The 19,714-nt window shown below is 62.6% G+C and carries 19 protein-coding genes; 9 read left to right on the top strand and 10 right to left on the bottom strand.

The genetic code is table 11. The features are described 5' to 3' along the window. Positions 1-70: 70 nt before the first annotated feature. Positions 71-535 carry a CopD family protein gene (locus NTD80_RS17915; RefSeq protein ID WP_106804935.1) on the bottom strand — a complete coding sequence of 155 codons (465 nt, stop codon included), beginning with the start codon at positions 533-535 and terminating at the stop codon, positions 71-73. A 99-nt stretch (positions 536-634) separates the two neighbouring features. On the opposite strand from NTD80_RS17915, the gene dinG reads away from it, so the two are divergent. The 6 genes from dinG to NTD80_RS17885 all read left to right on the top strand — a co-directional run bounded on the left by dinG (position 635) and on the right by NTD80_RS17885 (position 9,107). Further along, the gene (gene dinG, locus NTD80_RS17910) at positions 635-2,779 is read left to right on the top strand and encodes an ATP-dependent DNA helicase DinG (RefSeq protein WP_065902986.1); all 2,145 of its coding nucleotides are present in this window, start codon (positions 635-637) and stop codon (positions 2,777-2,779) included. 98 nt (positions 2,780-2,877) lie between these two features. After that, positions 2,878-5,175 (top strand): beta-galactosidase, encoded by a 2,298-nt coding sequence (locus NTD80_RS17905; protein WP_262134454.1) that lies wholly within the window; start codon positions 2,878-2,880, stop codon positions 5,173-5,175. An 82-nt stretch (positions 5,176-5,257) separates the two neighbouring features. Further along, complete coding sequence (locus NTD80_RS17900) at positions 5,258-6,403, top strand: serine hydrolase domain-containing protein (protein WP_106805713.1); 1,146 nt, start codon at positions 5,258-5,260, stop codon at positions 6,401-6,403. A gap of 144 nt (positions 6,404-6,547) precedes the next feature. After that, positions 6,548-7,702 carry an OmpA family protein gene (locus NTD80_RS17895; RefSeq protein WP_065902982.1) on the top strand — a complete coding sequence of 385 codons (1,155 nt, stop codon included), beginning with the start codon at positions 6,548-6,550 and terminating at the stop codon, positions 7,700-7,702. 27 nt (positions 7,703-7,729) lie between these two features. Further along, entirely contained in the window at positions 7,730-8,377 is a 648-nt protein-coding gene (gene pdxH / locus NTD80_RS17890) for a pyridoxamine 5'-phosphate oxidase (protein ID WP_065902980.1), read from the top strand. A 265-nt stretch (positions 8,378-8,642) separates the two neighbouring features. After that, positions 8,643-9,107: a glycine zipper 2TM domain-containing protein gene (locus tag NTD80_RS17885; protein WP_003189251.1), complete on the top strand. Its 465-nt coding sequence runs from the start codon at positions 8,643-8,645 to the stop codon at positions 9,105-9,107. A 77-nt stretch (positions 9,108-9,184) separates the two neighbouring features. On the opposite strand, the gene nhaA is transcribed toward NTD80_RS17885, so the two are convergent. Beyond that, positions 9,185-10,360, bottom strand: a complete 1,176-nt coding sequence (nhaA, locus tag NTD80_RS17880) for a Na+/H+ antiporter NhaA (RefSeq protein ID WP_065902978.1) — start codon at positions 10,358-10,360, stop codon at positions 9,185-9,187. 215 nt (positions 10,361-10,575) lie between these two features. Between nhaA and NTD80_RS17875 the strand changes: the two genes are divergently transcribed. Further along, complete coding sequence (locus NTD80_RS17875) at positions 10,576-11,670, top strand: PLP-dependent cysteine synthase family protein (protein ID WP_120447800.1); 1,095 nt, start codon at positions 10,576-10,578, stop codon at positions 11,668-11,670. 74 nt (positions 11,671-11,744) lie between these two features. On the opposite strand, the gene NTD80_RS17870 is transcribed toward NTD80_RS17875, so the two are convergent. After that, positions 11,745-13,358, bottom strand: a complete 1,614-nt coding sequence (locus NTD80_RS17870; RefSeq protein ID WP_262134453.1) for an NAD(P)/FAD-dependent oxidoreductase — start codon at positions 13,356-13,358, stop codon at positions 11,745-11,747. Positions 13,359-13,464: 106 nt separating this feature from the next. Then, the gene (locus NTD80_RS17865; RefSeq protein ID WP_065902972.1) at positions 13,465-14,136 is read right to left on the bottom strand and encodes a COG3650 family protein; all 672 of its coding nucleotides are present in this window, start codon (positions 14,134-14,136) and stop codon (positions 13,465-13,467) included. Between the two features lie 181 nt (positions 14,137-14,317). Here NTD80_RS17865 and NTD80_RS17860 point away from each other — a divergent pair, with 181 nt between their 5' ends. Beyond that, a complete protein-coding gene (locus tag NTD80_RS17860; RefSeq protein ID WP_262134452.1) occupies positions 14,318-14,698 on the top strand; it encodes a hypothetical protein in 381 nt (126 codons plus the stop codon). Here NTD80_RS17860 and NTD80_RS17855 read toward each other — a convergent pair. Then, a complete protein-coding gene (locus tag NTD80_RS17855; RefSeq protein WP_120447802.1) occupies positions 14,683-15,282 on the bottom strand; it encodes a short chain dehydrogenase in 600 nt (199 codons plus the stop codon). The genes NTD80_RS17860 and NTD80_RS17855 overlap by 16 nt on opposite strands. Before the next feature lie 103 nt (positions 15,283-15,385). Between NTD80_RS17855 and NTD80_RS17850 the strand changes: the two genes are divergently transcribed. Further along, on the top strand, positions 15,386-16,294 hold the full coding sequence (locus NTD80_RS17850) for a LysR family transcriptional regulator (protein ID WP_120447803.1): 909 nt from the start codon (positions 15,386-15,388) through the stop codon (positions 16,292-16,294). Here NTD80_RS17850 and NTD80_RS17845 read toward each other — a convergent pair. The 5 genes from NTD80_RS17845 to NTD80_RS17825 all read right to left on the bottom strand — a co-directional run bounded on the left by NTD80_RS17845 (position 16,291) and on the right by NTD80_RS17825 (position 19,713). Further along, positions 16,291-16,776: a DoxX family protein gene (locus NTD80_RS17845; protein ID WP_065902964.1), complete on the bottom strand. Its 486-nt coding sequence runs from the start codon at positions 16,774-16,776 to the stop codon at positions 16,291-16,293. The two genes, NTD80_RS17850 and NTD80_RS17845, sit on opposite strands and share 4 nt — an antisense overlap. After that, positions 16,773-17,549, bottom strand: a complete 777-nt coding sequence (locus NTD80_RS17840; RefSeq protein WP_262134451.1) for a DNA-binding domain-containing protein — start codon at positions 17,547-17,549, stop codon at positions 16,773-16,775. Before NTD80_RS17840 ends, NTD80_RS17845 begins: the two co-directional genes overlap by 4 nt. Continuing rightward, positions 17,546-18,424 (bottom strand): DUF692 domain-containing protein, encoded by an 879-nt coding sequence (locus NTD80_RS17835; protein WP_262134450.1) that lies wholly within the window; start codon positions 18,422-18,424, stop codon positions 17,546-17,548. Before NTD80_RS17835 ends, NTD80_RS17840 begins: the two co-directional genes overlap by 4 nt. Positions 18,425-18,447: 23 nt before the next feature. Further along, the gene (locus tag NTD80_RS17830) at positions 18,448-18,753 is read right to left on the bottom strand and encodes a DUF2282 domain-containing protein (RefSeq protein WP_065902955.1); all 306 of its coding nucleotides are present in this window, start codon (positions 18,751-18,753) and stop codon (positions 18,448-18,450) included. A 258-nt stretch (positions 18,754-19,011) separates the two neighbouring features. Next, a complete protein-coding gene (locus tag NTD80_RS17825; RefSeq protein WP_010212366.1) occupies positions 19,012-19,713 on the bottom strand; it encodes an ABC transporter ATP-binding protein in 702 nt (233 codons plus the stop codon). Position 19,714 lies beyond the last annotated feature (1 nt).

Genomic DNA, 19,714 nt, shown 5'->3' with positions numbered 1-19,714 from the left:
GATCTTGATTGGGGCTGCTGCGCAGCCCAACGCGGGACAAGCCCGCTCGCCACAGGGGGCTTGGCCGGCCTCAGAACATCGGCCGGGCCGACGCGATTGCCACCACTACCAGTCCCACGATCAAGTTGATCCCGACCAATTTGCGGATCTGCCCCAGCGCGGCCGCGCCTGCCGGCCAGTCTTCAGCCGCCACTGCCTTGCGCAATTCCGGGAATTTCAACGCCTGGATACGGATAAACAGCGCCGTCATCACCAGGTACAACCCCATCATCACCTGCACGTAGCGCGGCGCGGTTTCAAAGCCACTGAAGCGCAGTTGCAACAGGCCGATGCCGCTGATCGGCAAAACCAGCACTGCCACCCACACCCACACGAAAAAACGTTGAAACACATTTGCCCACAACTTGAGCCGTGCGGGGCCCTCAAGTGCCGCCACGGCGGCGGGGCGCAGGATCATCCAGGCGAAAAACATACCGCCGACCCATACCAGGGCGGCCAATACATGCAGGGTGTAAGCGAGGCTAAACGCGGTCATTGTGGTACTCCGTTCTGCGCGGGATTAATTAGCGGGGTATGATAGCGGCCGATCCGAACCACTGAAAATTTATCCAGCGTTTTTTGCGCCCGACTATCCATGATCAGCACTGAACTCAAAACCACGATCCAGGGCGCCTATTCGCGTTTTCTCGAAGCCAAGAGCTTGAAACCGCGCTACGGCCAACGCCTGATGATCGCCGAAGTGGCCAAGGTCCTCGGCGATATCGACGTCGACGACGAAGGCCGCCGCGAAGGTGAGCCCGCCGTCGTGGCCGTCGAGGCCGGCACCGGTACCGGCAAGACCGTAGCCTACAGCCTGGCCGCGATCCCCACCGCCAAGGCCGCCGGCAAGCGCCTGGTGATCGCCACCGCGACTGTCGCCCTGCAGGAGCAGATCGTCTACAAAGACCTGCCCGACCTGATGCGCAACAGCGGCCTGAACTTTACGTTCGCCCTGGCCAAGGGCCGTGGGCGCTACATGTGCCTGTCCAAACTCGATGTGCTGCTGCAGGAAGGCCACGCGCAAACCGCCACGGCGCAGCTGTTCGAAGAAGAAGGCTTCAAGATCGAAGTCGATGAAGCCAGCCAGAAGCTGTTCACCAGCATGATCGAGAAACTGGCCGGGAATAAATGGGACGGCGACCGCGACAGCTGGCCCACCGCGCTTGAAGATTCCGACTGGGCGCGCCTGACCACCGACCACAGCCAGTGCACCAACCGGCATTGCCCCAACTTCGGCCAGTGCGCCTTCTATAAGGCCCGCGAAGGCATGGGCAAGGTCGACGTGATCGTCACCAACCACGACATGGTCCTGGCCGACCTGGCCCTGGGCGGCGGCGCCGTGCTGCCGGACCCGCGCGATACGCTCTATGTATTCGACGAAGGCCATCACCTGCCGGACAAGGCCATCGGCCACTTCGCCCATTACACGCGCCTGCGCTCCACCGCCGACTGGCTGGAAACCACCGCCAAGAACCTGACCAAACTGCTCGCCCAGCACCCGCTGCCCGGCGACCTGGGCAAGTTGATCGAACAAGTGCCGGAGCTGGCGCGCGAGATCAAGACCCAGCAGCAATTCATGTTCAGCGCCTGCGAGCAGGTCGCTGACTTCAAGCCCGGTGAAGACGTGGAGGGGCGCGAGCGTCCACGCCACCGTTTTGTCGGCGGGCTGATCCCCGAGCACATGCGCGAAATGGGCATCGAGCTGAAAAAAGGCTTCTCGCGCCTGACCGACCTGTTTACCCGCCTGACCGACCTGCTCAAGGAAGGCATGGACGGCGAGGTCAACATCGGCATCGCCAGCAACCAGGCCGAGGAGTGGTACCCGCTGTTCGGCAGCCTGTTGTCGCGCTCCCAGGGCAACTGGGAGTTGTGGACCGCGTTTACCGTCGAAGACCCGGAAGACAACCCGCCGATGGCCCGCTGGCTGACCTTGTCGGAGAGCGGCGCGCTATTCGACATCGAGGTCAACGCCAGCCCGATCCTCGCGGCCGAAATGCTGCGCCGCAACCTCTGGAACGTGGCCTACGGCTGCCTGGTGACGTCGGCGACGCTGACTGCCCTGGGCACTTTCGACCGCTTCCGCATGCGTGCCGGCCTGCCGAAAAAAGCCGTCACGGCCGTGGTGCCGAGCCCGTTCCATCACGCCGACGCCGGCGTGTTGCGCGTGCCCGACCTCAAGGCCGACCCTCGGGATGCGGCGGCGCACACGGCTGCGATCATCCGCGACCTGCCGGAACTGGTGGAAGGCTCGCGCGGCACGCTGGTGCTGTTTTCGTCACGCAAACAGATGCAGGACGTGTTCGACGGCCTCGACCGCGACTGGCGCAAGCAGGTGTTTATCCAGGGCAACCTGTCCAAGCAGGAAACCCTCAATAAACACAAGGCGCGCGTCGATGGCGGCGATTCCAGCGTGCTGTTCGGCCTGGCAAGCTTCGCCGAAGGCGTGGACTTGCCCGGTGCCTACTGCGAACACGTGGTGATCGCCAAGATCCCGTTCTCGGTGCCGGATGATCCGGTCGAGGCGGCATTGGCCGAATGGATCGAGGCGCGCGGCGGTAACCCGTTCATGGAAATCTCGGTGCCGGATGCGTCCCTGAAACTGGTGCAGGCCTGCGGTCGCTTGCTGCGCACCGAAGAAGACCGGGGCACCATCACCTTGCTTGACCGCCGCCTGGTTACCCAGCGCTATGGCAAGGCTATCCTGAATGCCTTGCCGCCGTTCAGGCGCGAAATTTCTTAAGCCACTGTGGGCGAATTCGCCCACTTCGTGGTCTATCTGACTGCCAACGCTTTACGTCATCAGGCCATTCATCGGCCGTTTGGGAGAACCTTGTTCGTATGATTCGCACGCTGCCCGCCCTTTTTGCCTTGCTGTTCGCCGCGCCCTTGATGGCCGCGCCTGCCGGGCAACAGACATTGTTCAACTTCGTCCGGCCTGCCGATGTGGTCAAGGTGGCGACTCAGGACGCCAGCCTGCCGCAATACAATGCCGAACAAACCCCCGAAGGCGAGGTGCTGCGCCGCATCACCTTCAACCCGGCCGCCGAGCCGAGCCTGGTGCTCAGCCCGCAGACCGGTGTGTGGGACTGGTCACAGTCCGGCGCCATGAGCCTGCGCATCCAGAGCGCGATGGACTGGGCGCTGACGCTCTACGTCAAGGTGCAGAGCGCCGACGGCAAGACCCTGGTCAGCCGCATCGACCTGCCGGCCGGCCCGGTGCAGACCCTGCTGGTGCCGCTGCAAGCCAATTCCCCGCTGAGCCAGGGCATGAAGGCCGGTCCGCCGATGCCGATCACCGTGGACGGCCAGCGCGTGCTGCTCGCCGCCAGCGCCGGGGCAATCGACCGTAGCCAGGTGGTCTCGGTGACCCTGTCGATGATCAAGCCTGTCGCCGCGCAGAGCATCCTGCTGGAGCGATTTGGCGTGCAGGACAGCGAGCCGGTGTTGAGAGCAGCCTACAGCGAACTCGTCGATGCCTATGGCCAGTCCACCCGTGCGCGTTGGCCGGAAAAAGTCAGCAGCGACGAGCAACTCAAGGCGGCCGCCGCGAAGGAGCAGCAACAGCTCAAGGGCTGGCTGGCCGAGCGGGATAAATCCTCGCTGGACCAGTATGGCGGCTGGAACAAAGGCCCGGCGTTCGACGCCAGCGGCTTCTTCCGCACCGAAAAACGCGACGGTCGCTGGTACCTGGTGACGCCGGAAGGCCACCCGTTCTACTCCCTGGGCGTGAACACCGTGGCCGCGGACAACAACCAGACCTACGTGGCCGGGCGTGAATGGATGTTTGCCGCGCTGCCCAAGGCCGGCGAGCCCTTCGACAAGTACTACGGCCGTGGTGACAACCGTGGCGGCAACGGCGCCGATCAGGGCCGGGGCTTCAACGTCGGGCGTTGGTACGACTTCTATGGCGCGAACCTGCAGCGCACCTATGACACCGATGGTTTCGACCAGAAACGCTGGGTCAGCCACACCCTCGACCGCCTGCAAGCCTGGGGTTTCAATACCGTGGGCAACTGGAGCGAGCCGGACCTGGCCACTGCCGACCGCGTGCCGTACACCTTGCCACTGTCGATCGTCGGCGATTATGCCAGCATCAGCACCGGTACTGACTGGTGGGGCGGCATGCCTGACCCGTTCGACCCGCGTTTCGCCATGGCCACCGAGCGCGCCGTGGCCATCGCTGCCCGTGACCACCGCGATGACCCTTGGCTGATCGGCTTCTTTGCCGACAACGAACTGGCCTGGGCAGGCCCCGGCGATGACCCGAAATCGCGCTACGCCCTGGCCTACGGCACGCTGCGCATGACCACCGACGTACCGGCCAAGCGCGCGTTCCTCAAGCAACTGCGCGACAAGTACCGGAATGAAGAAGGCCTGTCGAAAGCCTGGGGCATCCACCTGGCGGGCTGGGAGCTGATGGAAGACCCGGGCTTCGAACCGCCGATGCCGAGCCCCGAGCACCCGGAAATCGAAGCTGACTTCAAGTACTTCCAGAAAACCTTCGCCGATGCCTACTTCAAGACCATCTCCGATTCGCTGAAGTGGCACGCGCCCAACCAGCTGTTGCTGGGCGGCCGTTTTGCGGTGAGCACGCCGGAGGCCGTGGCGTCCTGCGCGCAGTATTGCGACGTGCTGAGCTTCAACATGTACACCCTCAAGCCCCAGGACGGGTATGACTTTGCCGCCCTGCGTGCCCTGGACAAGCCGGTGCTGATCACCGAATTCAACTTCGGCTCGGCCGACCGCGGCCCGTTCTGGGGTGGCGTGACGCAATTGGCCCGCGAAGAAGATCGCGGCGCGGCGTATAGCACCTTCCTCAAGCAGGCCATGGCTGAGCCATCGATTGTCGGTGTGCACTGGTTCCAGTACCTGGACCAACCGGTGACCGGTCGCTTGCTGGACGGTGAAAACGGTCACTTCGGCCTGGTCGGCATCACCGATGTACCGTTCCAGGGCTTCGTCGACAGTGTGCGCAAAAGCAACCTGGCGGCACTCGACCAACTGGGCAAGGAAGCAGAAAAAGCCAAGGCCGCCAACGCCGTGCGTGAGAGCGAAGGCGGGCGCGGTGGGCATGAAGGCAAAGGCGCGGGGCAGGGCGCCGGGCATGCGGGCGGGCACTCTGGAAATGGGCATTGATTGAGGGCTGACGGGTTCACAAAAGCCACAAGGGCTGGAACAATGTCGGCCACTTTTAACGGTGTTTTTCGAGGGCGCTCAGGTGCAGATTCAGGGTCATTACGAACTCCAGTTTGAAGCGGTACGTGAAGCGTTCGCCGCCTTGTTCGATGACCCGCAGGAGCGTGGTGCCGGGCTGTGCATCCAGATCGGCGGCGAAACCGTCGTCGACCTGTGGGCCGGTACCGCCGACAAGGATGGAGCCGAGGCCTGGCACAGCGACACTATCGTCAACCTGTTCTCCTGCACCAAGACCTTCACCGCTGTCACGGCCCTGCAATTGGTTGCCGAGGGCAAACTGCAACTGGATGCGCCCGTCGCCAACTACTGGCCGGAATTTGCCGCTGCTGGCAAGGAAGCCATCACCCTGCGCCAACTGCTCTGCCACCAGGCGGGCTTGCCGGCGATCCGCGAGATGCTGCCCACCGAAGCCCTGTACGACTGGCAACTGATGGTCGACACCCTGGCGGCCGAAGCGCCGTGGTGGACCCCAGGCCAAGGCCATGGCTACGAGGCGATCACCTATGGTTGGCTGGTGGGTGAACTGCTGCGCCGCGCCGACGGGCGTGGGCCAGGTGAGTCCATCGTCGCCCGGGTGGCAAGGCCGCTGGGACTGGACTTTCATGTCGGCCTGGCCGATGAAGAGTTTTATCGCGTCGCCCATATAGCGCGCAGCAAAGGCAATATGGGTGATGAAGCCGCACAACGCTTATTGCAAGTAATGATGCGGGAACCGACCGCCATGACTACGCGGGCATTTGCCAACCCACCGTCTATTCTGACCAGTACTAATAAACCTGAATGGCGACGCATGCAGCAGCCGGCGGCAAATGGCCACGGTAATGCACGCAGCCTGGCGGGTTTCTATAGCGGTTTGTTGGACGGTAGTTTGCTCGAAGCCGACATGCTCGAACAATTGACCCGCGAACACAGTATCGGGCCGGATAAAACATTATTGACACAAACCCGTTTTGGCCTCGGTTGTATGTTGGATCAACCGCAGCTGCCCAATGCCACCTTCGGCCTTGGCCCGCGTGCTTTCGGGCACCCTGGCGCCGGTGGTTCGGTGGGTTTTGCCGATCCGGAACATGATGTAGCGTTCGGTTTCGTGACTAATACACTGGGGCCTTACGTACTAATGGACCCACGGGCACAGAAGTTGGTCGGAATATTGGCCGGTTGTCTGTAAACCCCTTGCTGTTTCACGTTTTTTTGTTACAAAGGCAACTATAAGAAAGACGCTGAACGAAATGTTGTAACTTTAATGTTCTGTAAGCGTCTGTTTAACGGGTCATCCAGACCCCCGTTTCTTTTCTCATTTTGTGGATATCTCATGTTATCGAACAAGTCCTTGGCACTGGCGCTTTGCCTCACCATTACCGGTTGCGCACAAACTCCACAAAATGATGCCGAAGGCGGGCATTGGTGGTCATTTGGATCGGATAAAGCCGCTACCAAGGATGCAGTCGCCCAAACCGATGCCAAGCCGGATGCCAAGCCTGCTGCCGGCGCCAAGCCTGCCGCACCGGTAGCCGCTGCTGCTGCCCCGGCACCTGCCGCTGCACCTGCGCCGGTCGCCAAGGCTGACACCGGTTCCAGCTGGTGGCCGTTCTCTTCCAAGAGCGCCGACGAGAAAGCCGCTGATGCCAAGGCTGACCTGAAAGCCGACCTGAAGGCTGCAGAACCTGCACCGACCGTTGCCAAGACCGACACCGAGACCCACTGGTGGTGGCCGTTCGAAAGCAAACCCAAGCCATTGGCCAAGGTCGACGTGACCAACGTGCCGATGCCTGACCCGAAAATCACCCAGGCCTGGCTGGACGACTATGAGCCACGCCTGCGCGCGGCCATCAAGGACAGCAACCTGCAACTGGAACGTCGTGACAATGTACTGGTGGTGATCGCCCCGGTAGACGGCTCCTACAACCCTAAGCGCCCGGCCATGTTGCTGCCGGTCACCCTGGGCCCGTTCACGCGCGTCGCCAAGGCAGTTGAAGCGGATCCGAAAACCGCCGTACTGGTACTCGGCCATGTGGATGCCACCGGCACTGCTCCGGCCAGCCAGGCGTTGACCAAGGAACGTGCGCAATCGATCGCCTCGATCTTCAGCCTCAGTGGCCTCAAGCAGGACCGCCTGATGCTGCGTGGCATGGGCGACCTTATGCCACGTGCCGCCAACGACAGCACCCAGGGGCGTGCGCTGAACCGTCGCATGGAAATCATGTTCACTCAGCGTACAACGATGTTGGCCTTGCTGAGCAAATACCAGTCGGGCAAAACGCCGCCAGTGGCTGAGATGGTCGCCGTGCAGGATGTTCCAGCACCGGCTCCAGCCGCCAAGGCTGCGGCGAAAAAAGCGCCTGTCGCCAAGAAAGCCGCTGCCAAGCCCGCCGCCAAAAAGGCCCCGGCCAAGCCCGCTGCCAAGAAGCCGGCGCCAGCCAAGGCCAAGGCCGCTACTCCGGCCGCGAACGACCAGGCGAAAAACTGATCCGTTGAACCAGAAGGATAAAGCTGCATGACCCAGGCACTGGCCGATATGCGCCGTGACTACACACGGGACGGTTTGAGCGAGGCCCAGGCCCCGAGCGAACCGTTTGCGTTGTTCCACCAGTGGTTTGGCGATGCGGTGAAAACCGAGCAACCGCCGGTGGAGGCCAACGCCATGACGTTGGCCACGGTTGACCAGGACGGTCGCCCACATTGCCGCATCCTGTTGCTCAAGGGCCTGGATGCGCAGGGCTTTACCTTCTTCACCAACTATCAGAGCGCCAAGGGCGAACAGCTCGCGGCGCGACCCTTCGCGGCCATGACCTTCTTCTGGCCGACCCTCGAGCGCCAGGTGCGCATCGAAGGGCGGGTGGTCAAGGTCACGCCTGAGGAATCGGACGCTTACTACCAGGTGCGCCCATTGGGCAGCCGCCTGGGAGCCTGGGCGTCTCCGCAGAGCCGGGTCATCCGTGATCGCGAAGAACTGCAGGACCTGCTCAAGGCCACCGAGCAGCGCTTCAGTGACACCCAGCCCGACTGTCCCGAGCATTGGGGTGGTTACCGCCTGCTGCCCGAGCGCATCGAGTTCTGGCAAGGCCGCGCGAGCCGCCTGCATGATCGCCTGAACTACCGCCTGCAAGGGGCCGACTGGGTCCGCGAGCGCCTCGCGCCCTGAACCTCACCTTTCGTCACTTCGCCTGAATGTTGTCCGCCGCGCTCACGTCTCTATAGCAGGAGGTTTGGGTTGCGTGCGGCTGCGCGGCTACAATGATGGAACAGTCGATACATCTCTTGGCACAAAGGCCAAGCTACCGTTCGTCGAGTTTTCTGTTACTGGCTGTCTGTACTCAGGCTGAATGAAAGCAATTTTCTGCGGGGCTTGCCGTGACAGGCGCCAAGCCGCAGCGTCTAATGAATACCTGTCCTTTGGAGTTGATGCTATGCGTAAGTCCGTTTTACTGGTTGCCTGCTTTACCACCCTGTCGTTGCTGTTGGGTGGCTGCGCCTCGAGTCTGACCGGCGACTCGTACTCCCGTGACGAAGCACGTCGTGTGCAGACCGTGCGCATGGGCACCATCGAATCCCTGCGTCCGGTGAAAATCGAAGGTACCAAGACCCCAATCGGCGGCGCTGCTGGCGCAGTCATCGGCGGCGTTGGCGGCAGCGCCATCGGTGGCGGCCGTGGCAGCATCGTGACTGCCGTGATCGGCGCCGTTGCCGGTGGCCTGCTGGGCTCGGCTACCGAAGAAGGCCTGACCCGCACCCAAGGTGTGGAAATCACCGTTCGTGAAGACGATGGCAGCATGCGCGCCTACGTGCAGGCCGTGCAGGAGAATGAAATCTTCCGCATCGGCGACCGCGTGCGCATCATGACCGTTGATGGCACCAGCCGCGTTACCCGCTAAGCGGTAATCGGCAGGCAAAGAAAAACCCCAACCGGGTAACCGGTTGGGGTTTTTTCATGGGTGTGGGTTCAGTCAGCTCAGGCTTTCTTGCGGCTCGCCATCGCCGTTACCGCGTAGCCAATGCATGCCGCCAGGATCGACCCGGTCAGAATCCCCATGCGGTCCTCGCCGGCGAACTCGCTGGCCCCCGGTACAAACGCCAGGGAGCCGACGAACAGGCTCATGGTGAAGCCGATGCCGCACAGGATTGCCACGCCGAACACCTGGCCCCAATTCGCGCCGCTGGGCAGGGCGGCGAGGCCGGTCTTGATGGCCAGCCAGGTGAGGCCGAACACCCCGACGGTTTTACCGATCAACAGGCCGGCGGCGATGCCCATCGGCACGTGGTGGGTGAAGCTTTCCAGGCTGACGCCGGTCAGCGAAACACCCGCATTGGCGAAGGCGAACAGCGGCAGGATGCCGTAGGCCACCCAGGGGTGCAGGGCGTGTTCCAGGGTCATCAGTGGCGAGGCTTCGGCGTTCTTGGTGCGCATCGGGATGCAGAACGCCAGGGTCACGCCGGCCAGGGTCGCGTGTACACCGCTCTTGAGTACGCAGACCCACAGGATCAGGCCAATGATCAGGTACGGCCCGAGCTTGATCACGCCCAGGCGGTTCATCGCGATCAAGGCGATCAGACACGCGCCCGCACCTGCCAGGGCGGCACCCGACAGGTCCGCGGAGTAGAACACGGCAATGACAATGATTGCGCCCAGGTCATCGATGATCGCCAGGGTCATCAGGAACAGCTTCAACGACACTGGCACGCGCTTGCCCAGCAGCGCCAGCACGCCCAGGGCGAAGGCGATGTCGGTGGCCATCGGAATCGCCCAGCCGGAGAGTGCGGCGGGGTAGTCCTTGTTGATCGCCCAGTAGATCAGCGCTGGCACGACCATGCCGCCGATGGCGGCTGCACCGGGCAGTACCACTTGCGATGGCTTGGACAGGTGACCATCAAGCAGCTCGCGCTTGACCTCCAGGCCGATCAGCAGGAAGAACAAGGCCATCAGGCCATCGTTGATCCACAACAGGGCTGGCTTGGCGATTTTCAGCGCGCCGATCTGCGCCACCACCGGCACGTCGAGAAACGCCGCGTACAGGTGTGACAAGGGCGAATTGTTGATAATCAGGGCCAGGGCCGCAGCGGCGATCAATAACAGACCGCTGGCGGCTTCCAGCTGGAAGAAACGCGTGAAAGTGCTACGCAGAGGCAAGGGATGCTCTCCAATGAGGTTCAATAGGTGGGTACCCTAACCCGTACCGTTAGTTGTTAAAACAAAAGTTATATTCTTATTTGTTATAAGGGACGGGCTCGGACGGCATTGCGCCTGAGCCTAGCAATTGTGTGTCCAATTGAGTCTTCACTGTATCTGTGTGCAGTGTAGGAAAACCCTTAAAGTTAGCGCTGAAACCCTTAGAGAACCCCGCCATGAGCGACCACCGTCCTTGGGCCCGCGAAGCCATTCGTATCATTGAAGCAGACTTCCAGCGCAGCGCCGACACGCACCTGATTCCCTTGCCGCTGCCAGGCTTGCCGGGTATCGAGTTGTACTTCAAGGATGAGTCCAGCCACCCCACCGGCAGCCTGAAACATCGCCTCGCGCGTTCGCTGTTCCTGTACGCGCTGTGCAATGGCTGGCTCAAGCCCGGCGCGCCGGTGATCGAGGCGTCCAGCGGTTCGACGGCGATCTCCGAGGCCTACTTCGCGCGCCTGCTCGGCTTGCCATTCATTGCGGTGATGCCGGCCACCACCTCCCAGGAAAAGATCGCGCAGATTGCCTTCTATGGCGGCAAGAGCCATCTGGTCCAGGATCCGACGCAGATCTACGCCGAATCCGAGCGCCTGGCGCAGGAAAGCGGCGGGCACTTCATGGACCAGTTCACTTACGCCGAACGCGCCACCGATTGGCGCGCGAACAACAACATCGCCGAGTCGATTTTCCAGCAGATGCGCTTCGAGCAGCATCCTGAGCCAAGCTGGTTGATCTCCAGCCCCGGCACTGGCGGCACCACCGCCACCCTCGGACGGTATGTGCGCTACCGCCAGCACTGCACCCGCGTATTGTGTGCCGATGCCGAGCGCTCGGTGTTTTTCGATTTCTACCAGAGCGGCGACGCCAGCCTGCGCCTGGACTGCGGTTCGCGCATCGAAGGCATTGGCCGGCCACGCGTCGAGGCGTCGTTTTTGCCCAAGGTCATTGATGCGATGGTCAAGGTCCCGGATGCGCTGTCACTGGCGGCCATGCATTACCTGGCCGAGCGGTTGGGGCGGCGGGTCGGGGGTTCCAGCGGGACCAACCTGATTGGCGCGCTGGTGGCGGCGCAGCAGATGAAGGCTGCGGGGGAGTCGGGGTCGATCGTGGCGATTTTGTGCGATGGCGGCGAGCGGTATGCGACCACCTATTACGATCAGGCGTGGCTGGCGGGGCAGGGCTATGCCCTGGACGGTTTGATCGCGGCCGTGGCGGCCAGCGTGGAGCGCGGCGAGGCGTTGCCGGACAGCATCCTGCGCGCCAACATTTAACCTTGCGGGAGCCCGGTTTGCCGATTCGAGGCGCTGCGCCGAATCGACCAGCCGGGCTCCTACAGGGGAATGTGTCAGGCTTCGAGGCCCAACATATCCCGCGCCAACGCCTCGGCAATCCGAATCCCGTCAACACCGGCCGACAGAATCCCGCCGGCATAGCCCGCGCCTTCACCCGCCGGGAACAGGCCTTTCACGTTCAGGCTCTGCATCGATTCATCACGGGTAATCCGTAGCGGTGACGAGGTGCGAGTCTCGATACCCGTCAACACCGCATCGTGCAGCGAGTAGCCCTTGATCTGCTTCTCGAACGCCGGCAGCGCTTCGCGGATTGCCTCGATGGCAAAGTCCGGCAAGGCCAGGGCCAGGTCACCGAGGGCCACGCCCGGTTTGTAGGACGGTTCTACACTGCCAAGGGCGGTCGACGGCGTGCCGGCAATGAAATCACCTACCAGCTGCGCGGGTGCTTCGTAGTTGCTGCCGCCGAGGATGTAGGCGTGAGATTCCAGGCGCTCCTGCAGCTCGATACCGGCCAACGGGCCGCCGGGGTAGTCCACCTCAGGGGTGATGCCGACCACGATGCCGGAGTTGGCGTTGCGCTCGTTACGCGAGTACTGGCTCATGCCATTGGTGACCACGCGGTTCGGCTCGGAGGTTGCTGCCACCACGGTGCCGCCCGGGCACATGCAGAAGCTGTAGACCGAACGACCGTTCTTGGCGTGGTGCACCAGTTTGTAGTCGGCGGCGCCGAGTTTCGGGTGCCCGGCGTATTTGCCCAGGCGCGCGGCATCGATCAGCGACTGCGGGTGTTCGATACGGAACCCCACCGAGAACGGCTTGGCTTCCATGTACACGCCACGGCCATGCAGCATGCGGAAGGTGTCGCGGGCGCTATGGCCCAAGGCCAGGATCACGTGCCTGGAAAGGATCTGCTCGCCACCGTCGATGACCACGCCGTTCAACTGGCCGTCCTCGATCAGCACGTCGGTGACCCGCTGCTCGAAGCGCACTTCACCGCCGAGGGCGATGATCTGCTCGCGCATGTTTTCCACCACGCCGGTCAGGCGGAATGTACCGATGTGCGGCTTGCTGACGTAGAGGATTTCTTCCGGCGCGCCGGCCTTGACGAACTCGTGCAGGACTTTGCGACCGTGGAATTTCGGGTCCTTGATCTGGCTGTAGAGCTTGCCGTCGGAAAAGGTCCCGGCGCCGCCCTCGCCGAATTGCACGTTGGACTCGGGGTTGAGCACGCTTTTACGCCACAGGCCCCAGGTGTCCTTGGTGCGCTGGCGCACTTCCTTGCCGCGTTCGAGGATGATCGGCTTGAAGCCCATCTGCGCGAGCAACAGCCCGGCGAAGATCCCGCACGGGCCGAAACCGACCACGATTGGGCGCTCGACCAGGCCTTCCGGCGCCTGGCCGACGACTTTGTAGCTCACGTCCGGCGCGGGGTTGACGTTGCGGTCGTCGGCGAACTTGAGCAGCAGCGCGGCTTCGCCTTTCACGTTCAGGTCGATGGTGTAGATGAAGCACAGCTCCGACGACTTCTTGCGGGCGTCGTAGCTGCGCTTGAACAGGGTGAAATCGAGCAGGTCATCACTGGCGATGCCCAGGCGCTGCACGATGGCAGGCCGCAGGTCTTCTTCGGGATGGTCGATGGGCAGCTTGAGTTCGGTGATTCGTAACATGACGGGATCCGGTAGGCGGCGGGCAGAGAGGCCGGCTGTTTTGCAAACCGGCGATTATAAGCCCCAATGGCGGTTTTCCGACATGTTAAAACAGCGCAGGGCCGAATCAGTCGTCCCGCGAGCCGCCGAACGACGCGCAACCACGCTGTACCTGGCCGTTGACGCGTAACTCGGCAGTCATGTGTTGCAAGCTGCCGCTGACGCTGTCGATGCAACGCTGCGGGGCCACCCACAGTTCGATGTGCTGGTTATTGGCTTCGGTCATCAGGTTGAAACGGCCGTCGCCCATCTGCTCTTCGACGTACGGCACCGCCAGTGGTGGCTGGCCTTCGCGTTCCAGCACCATGCCCTTGGCCGTGACATTCATCGCCCAGGCCGGTTTGTGGCCGTTGGCCCGCAGGATCATGCGCTTGAAGTCAGGGTCGTCGCAGGCCGAGGTCGAGCGTTCCACGCGGTAGAGCTGTTGCAGGTCTACCGAACCCTGGGTGCCGCTGGCGACCCCGGAAAACTTGCCGCGCAGGTCGGCAAACAACGCGCCCTGCTGGCCGGCCAGGGAGGCGGCTTCCTGCAGGATGCTGGTGCCGCCGGTGTCGTTGACCACGTAGTTGCGTTTATCGTTGCACGGCTGGAACAGCAGCTTGCCACCCACTGCGGTGAGTTCACCCTGCATGCGGGTCATCCCGGCGAGAGACGGCTTGGCCGGCTCGCTTTCGAACATCTGGCAGGCGGCGAACAGGGGGAGCAAGGCAAACAGGGCGAGGGTACGGGCGGCGCGCATATCGGGTCTCCAGACAAGTGCCGCCACGTTACGCAGGCTGGCGCTGCATCACAAGTACGGGACACAGTTTGAATACCTGTTCTCCACGCGTTGGGAAATCAGGCGGTGCAAAGGGGGATGTTTCCTATAGTTAGGGCAGATACGTCGTGAGAAAGTCGAGATCTTTGGGCCGGAGATTGCCATGAACATCAAATGGAGCCTGTGCGTTCTCCTGCTCTGGGCGAGTGCAGCCTGTGCAGACGAGCCCGCCCGGCTCGTCTACTGGTCGGCCAACGACTTCACGAAGATCTCGGTGACGCTGAAAAGACCTGAAGACCCCGACCCGTCTCGCGTTGAAGTCAGTGTCACGTTGAGTCCAGAGGCCAGGGCGAGGACCCAATCCATCACGCTGCTGACGTATCAGCGGGACCTGACACTCTATGTGGACGGCTACCGGCTGAATACGTCCAGGGTTCAAGGCCAGCTGGGCGGGGAGTTCGTGATGTTTGCCCCGCGCGCGCTGGTGAATGAATGGATGTCTCAATTCTCACGTGAGGCTGTCGCGTCTCAACCGACGATATAGGTCTGGCCTGTCTGCAAGCCTTCCACGCTTTTGGCGTAGGCCAACGCCACGTCGGCGCCGGTCGCCGGCTTGTAGCCACGGAAGTACGGTGCGTAGCTGTCCATGGCTTCCAGCAGGACCGTCGGGCTGACGGAGTTGATGCGCAGGCCACGTGGCAATTCGATTGCAGCGGCTTTGACGAACGCATCCAGCGCGCCGTTGACCAGTGCCGCCGAGGCACCGGTACGGATCGGGTCGCGGTTGAGAATGCCGCTGGTGAAGGTGAACGAGGCGCCATCGTTGGCGTATTCACGCCCGATCAGCAGCAGGTTGACCTGGCCCATCAGCTTGTCCCGCAGGCCGAGTTCGAAGTCGCTGTCGTGCATGTCACCCAGCGGCACGAAATTCACGCTGCCTGCCGCGCAGACCAGTGCATCGAACTTGCCGGTTTGTTCGAACAGCCGGCGGATCGATGCGCTGTCGCTGATGTCCACCTGGAAGTCGCCGCTGCTGCGACCGATGCTGATCACGTCGTGACGCTGGGCCAGTTCTGCCTTGACCGCAGAGCCGACGGTGCCGCTGGCGCCAATCAAAAGGATTTTCATGGTGCTGTTCCTCCAGGGGTAAGTGAAGGTTCAGTCTAGTGTGGCTTTTCTGTCGGATAAACGCGCTAATAGGCAACCTTTGGTTTTCAAATGGAAACAATCCATGAGCGAGATGGATGACCTGGCGGCCTTTGCCGTACTGATCGAGGCGGGCAGTTTTACCGTGGCGGCCGAGCAGTTGGGCTGCAGCAAGGGGCAATTGTCCAAGCGCATCAGCCAGTTGGAGGCGCAGTACGCCGTGGTGCTGCTGCACCGCACCACGCGCAAGCTCAGCCTGACCGCTGCCGGTGCGGCCTTGTTACCCCAGGCCCAGGCGCTTGTGGTGCAAGTGGATCGCGCCCGCCAGGCTTTGGCGCGGCTCAAGGATGACCTGGCCGGGCCGGTGCGCATGACGGTGCCGGTGTCGCTGGGCGAAACCTTCTTCGATGGCTTGTTGCTGGAGTTTTCCAAGCAATACCCGCAGGTGCAGATCGAATTGGAGCTCAATAACAGCTACCGGGACCTGGCGCGGGACGGCTTTGACCTGGGTGTGCGCTCGGGGGCGATTGAAAACGAGCGCCTGGTGGCCAAGCCGTTGCTGGCCTGGCACGAGATGACGTGTGCCAGCCCGGCTTACCTCGAGCAATATGGCGAACCCCAGACCCCGGCAGACCTGGCCGCACACCGCTGCCTGCTCAACAGCCACTACAGCGGGCGGGAGGAATGGTTGTACCACCAGCAGCACGAATTACTGCGGGTGCGGGTCAGTGGCACCTTCGCCTCCAACCACTACAACCTGCTGAAAAAGGCCGCCCTGGTGGGGGCCGGCATCGCTCGCCTGCCGTCCTACGTCTTGCCGGCGGAACTGGCTGACGGTCGATTACGCTGGCTGCTGCGCGATTATCAGACGCGGAGCCTGCCGATGTACCTGGTCCATCCTTACCAGGGCGGGCTGCCGCGCCGCACCCAGGTACTGGCCGACTACCTGGTGGACTGGTTCAAGCGCAGCGGCGAGGCCCTGGACCGGCTTTAACGGTAGCGGCGTGCGATCAGGTGATCGATGGACAGGCAACCCGGTCCCTTGGCGACCAACAGCAGCAACAAGGCAATCCAGGTGCCGTGGGTCGGGTAGGCATCGGGGTATACAAACAGCTGAATCACCAGGGTCATGCCGATCAGGGCCAGGGCCGAGAAGCGCGTGGCGAACCCGACCAGGATCAACACCGGGAAAAAATGCTCGGCAAACGCTGCCAGGTGCGCCGCCACTTCCGGTGACAGCAACGGTACGTGGTATTCGCTGCGAAACAGCGGCAAGGTCGAGGCCGCCAGCTTCGGTGCGCCCAGCTGGAAGGTGCCGCTGACCAGATCAATCGCAAAGCCCTCGACCTTGGTCTGCCCGGACTTCCAGAACACCGCGGCAATCGAGAAGCGTGCGAGAAAGGCGATCAGGCTGTAGGGGATTTTTTCGAAAAGCGCGATGGCCCGCTTCACCAGGCACGATGGGGATGTGTTCATGGCGATACCTTTGGTTCCAGGTGCAAGTGAGTGATGACGTCGTGGTTGATCAGCAGGGTCAGGCAGTGGTGCAGGTCGAATTCGGCCGAGGCTTCGAGGGCGTGGGTCACGGCTATTTCCAGCGCTGCGCCGTGCGTGAGGCTGTCGATAAAGGCGACTGAGCCGCTGTCGATGGCGAACACCTTGACCGCCAGGCCCTGGCGCAACACCAGCGCGCCTTGGGCATGCCAGGGATTCAAGGTGGCAATGGCGCCCTCGGTCTGGTGCGCGGCCCACACTGCCACCACCGCATAGGCGGAATTCAACGTGGCGAGGGACGGGTGCAATTGCAGGCGCAGTTGCCCCAGATCTGTCTGGCCTTGCAGCGCATTGAGAATGGCCGGCTGCTCCAGCGCAGGCGTATCCGCAGCGTGATAGGCGCACACGCGTAGACGCTCAAGGCGTGCCACGTCAGCGAGGTATGGCACGCTGGCGGCGGGTTCGAACGCCTGGATGAACTCGGCCAGCGTGCTGCCGTACTCACTGATCAGCGGGCTGGTGGGGGGCGACGCTTGCACGTAGAGCCCGGCCATGGCGTGAAAAAACTCATCTCCCACCAGTTGCAAGGTCACCGGGTAGGCTGTCGCCAAGGCGTTGATCAACGCGCTGTGTACATTGTTGCGATACACCGCAAAGCGGCTGGCAGGGTCGGCGCCATTGCTGCTGAAGAGTCCGTCGGGGCAGGCCTGGTCGGGCGCCAGCAGGGCCCTGGCAAATGCGTCGTGAAGGCTCATGGGCGTACCTGCGACAAGTGCCGTTCGGCGTGCTCGGCTTCGGCCAAGAGCACGCTGAAGGCCGGTACCTGGTTGTCTCGCTCGATCAGCGTCGCCACCGGGCCGATGCGTGCCAGTACCTGTTCGTACAACTGCCACACGGCGTTATCGATGGGCGCGCCGTGGTCATCAATCAGCAGGCGGTCGCCCAGGCTGTCAGTGTCTTCGGCAAAGCCGGCCAGATGAATCTCACCCACCGCGTGCAGCGGCAGGGCGTCGAGATAGGCCTGCGGGTCGCGTTGATGGTTGATGCACGACACGTAGACGTTGTTCACGTCGAGCAGCAGGCCACAGCCGGTGCGCCGGATGACCTCGCTGATGAAGTCGGTCTCGTCCAGGGTGGAACGCTCGAACTGCAGGTATGTCGACGGGTTCTCCAGCAGCATCGGCCGCTTGAGCGTGTCCTGGACCTGGTCGACGTGTGCGCACACCCGGTTCAGGGTGGCGGCATCGTAGGCCAGCGGCAGCAGGTCGTTGAGAAACACCGGGCCGTGGCTCGACCAGGCCAGGTGTTCGGAAAATGAGTGGGGTTGATAGCGCTCGATCAGGGCCGCCAAGCGTGCCAGGTGGTCCCGGTTGAGCGGGTTTTCACCGCCGATGGACAGGCCCACGCCGTGCAGCGACAGCGGGTACTGCGCGCGGATCAACCCCAGATAGTGATGAAACGGGCCGCCGGCCACCATGTAGTTTTCGGCGTGTACTTCAAAAAAACCGAGGTCGGGCGAAGTCTCGAGCACGTGCGCGAAGTGCTCGGTCTTCAGCCCCAGCCCGGCCCGACAGGGGAGGCCGGGCGCCTGAGCCGGCGAGGGCGTTTGCAGGGATGAAAGCGTCATCATCAGTACTCAGGCTGACCAGGGTTTCAGGACTTGGCGGTGAAGGCAGCTTCTTGGCCGAAACCGGTCGGCGAGGTGGAGCTTGGGGTTTTGGCGCAGGTGCCGGCCGGTACCAGTTTCCAAGCGTTGGCCTGGTCTTTGACTTTCGAGGTGCCGGCGCAGGATGTGCCAGCGCCTGCGGCGCAATCGTTCTTGCCGGCTTCGGCGACACCGAAGCATTTCTGCATGTCGTCGGCGGCGTGGGCAGTGGTGCTCAGGGCGGACAGGCTCAAGGCAGAACCCAGGGCCAGGACGAGGGTAGCGGCGGACAGCGAGCGGGTAGTGGTGGTCATGTTGAATCTCCAGCAGTGGGTTGAGTTGGCGGGCTTGAGTGCCTGCTTGTACCACTAGAGATGTTGGGGGGAAATTCGTTACAAACCCAGCAAAAATAATTTCAGGCTGGGCAAAATTCAGGCACCCCACAAAGCAAATGTGGGAGCGGGCTTGTCCACGAATGCGCTGTGTCAGCCATTAGATACTTGGCTGATCCAGCGGATTCGCGGGCAAGCCCGCTCCCACATTTTTGATCCGGTTGCTACCGCAACCTTCTCTTAACCGCCCAGGTACGCCTCACGCACCTTTGGATCGGTGAGCAGCTGCTCGCCGGTGCCTTGCATCACCACCCGGCCGTTCTCCAGCACGTAGGCACGGTCGGCAATCTTCAGCGCCTGGTTGGCATTCTGTTCCACCAGGAACACCGTCACACCATCCTTGCGCAGCTGTTCGATGATGTCGAAGATCTGCTGGATGATGATCGGCGCCAGGCCCAGGGAAGGCTCGTCCAGTAGCAGCAGCTTGGGTTTGCTCATCAGCGCACGGCCGATGGCGAGCATTTGCTGCTCGCCGCCGGACATGGTGCCGCCGCGCTGGCTGAAGCGTTCCTTGAGCCGTGGAAACAGGTGCAGCACCTTGTCCATCTGCTCCTGGTAATCGCCCTTGTCGGTGAAGAACCCGCCCATGGCCAGGTTCTCCTCGACGGTCAGGCGCGAGAACACACGGCGGCCTTCCGGCACGACCGCAATGCTCTTGCGCATGATCTGCGACGACTGCTGGCCCACCAGCTCTTCACCCATGTAGCGGATGCTGCCGCTGTGGGCCTGCGGCGAACCGCACAGGGTCATCAGCAAGGTCGATTTGCCGGCGCCGTTGGCGCCGATCAGCGTGACGATTTCCCCTTGGCGCACTTCCACGTTGACGCTGTGCAGGGCCTGGATCTTGCCGTAGAAAGTGGAAACGTTTTCGAATTGCAGCATT

The sequence above is a fragment of the Pseudomonas sp. 13B_2.1_Bac1 genome (assembly GCF_025466155.1).
GTDB lineage: Bacteria > Pseudomonadota > Gammaproteobacteria > Pseudomonadales > Pseudomonadaceae > Aquipseudomonas > Aquipseudomonas aylmerensis.
This window is presented reverse-complemented; position numbering and strand designations above follow the sequence as displayed.

Coding starts and splice junctions, on each gene's coding strand:
- NTD80_RS17915 (WP_106804935.1), bottom strand. CDS start 535: ATGACCGCGTTTAGCCTCGCTTACACCCTGCATGTATTGGCCGCCCTG.
- dinG (WP_065902986.1), top strand. CDS start 635: ATGATCAGCACTGAACTCAAAACCACGATCCAGGGCGCCTATTCGCGT.
- NTD80_RS17905 (WP_262134454.1), top strand. CDS start 2,878: ATGATTCGCACGCTGCCCGCCCTTTTTGCCTTGCTGTTCGCCGCGCCC.
- NTD80_RS17895 (WP_065902982.1), top strand. CDS start 6,548: ATGTTATCGAACAAGTCCTTGGCACTGGCGCTTTGCCTCACCATTACC.
- pdxH (WP_065902980.1), top strand. CDS start 7,730: ATGACCCAGGCACTGGCCGATATGCGCCGTGACTACACACGGGACGGT.
- NTD80_RS17885 (WP_003189251.1), top strand. CDS start 8,643: ATGCGTAAGTCCGTTTTACTGGTTGCCTGCTTTACCACCCTGTCGTTG.
- NTD80_RS17875 (WP_120447800.1), top strand. CDS start 10,576: ATGAGCGACCACCGTCCTTGGGCCCGCGAAGCCATTCGTATCATTGAA.
- NTD80_RS17870 (WP_262134453.1), bottom strand. CDS start 13,358: ATGTTACGAATCACCGAACTCAAGCTGCCCATCGACCATCCCGAAGAA.
- NTD80_RS17865 (WP_065902972.1), bottom strand. CDS start 14,136: ATGCGCGCCGCCCGTACCCTCGCCCTGTTTGCCTTGCTCCCCCTGTTC.
- NTD80_RS17860 (WP_262134452.1), top strand. CDS start 14,318: ATGAACATCAAATGGAGCCTGTGCGTTCTCCTGCTCTGGGCGAGTGCA.
- NTD80_RS17855 (WP_120447802.1), bottom strand. CDS start 15,282: ATGAAAATCCTTTTGATTGGCGCCAGCGGCACCGTCGGCTCTGCGGTC.
- NTD80_RS17850 (WP_120447803.1), top strand. CDS start 15,386: ATGAGCGAGATGGATGACCTGGCGGCCTTTGCCGTACTGATCGAGGCG.
- NTD80_RS17845 (WP_065902964.1), bottom strand. CDS start 16,776: ATGAACACATCCCCATCGTGCCTGGTGAAGCGGGCCATCGCGCTTTTC.
- NTD80_RS17840 (WP_262134451.1), bottom strand. CDS start 17,549: ATGAGCCTTCACGACGCATTTGCCAGGGCCCTGCTGGCGCCCGACCAG.
- NTD80_RS17835 (WP_262134450.1), bottom strand. CDS start 18,424: ATGATGACGCTTTCATCCCTGCAAACGCCCTCGCCGGCTCAGGCGCCC.
- NTD80_RS17830 (WP_065902955.1), bottom strand. CDS start 18,753: ATGACCACCACTACCCGCTCGCTGTCCGCCGCTACCCTCGTCCTGGCC.
- NTD80_RS17825 (WP_010212366.1), bottom strand. CDS start 19,713: ATGCTGCAATTCGAAAACGTTTCCACTTTCTACGGCAAGATCCAGGCC.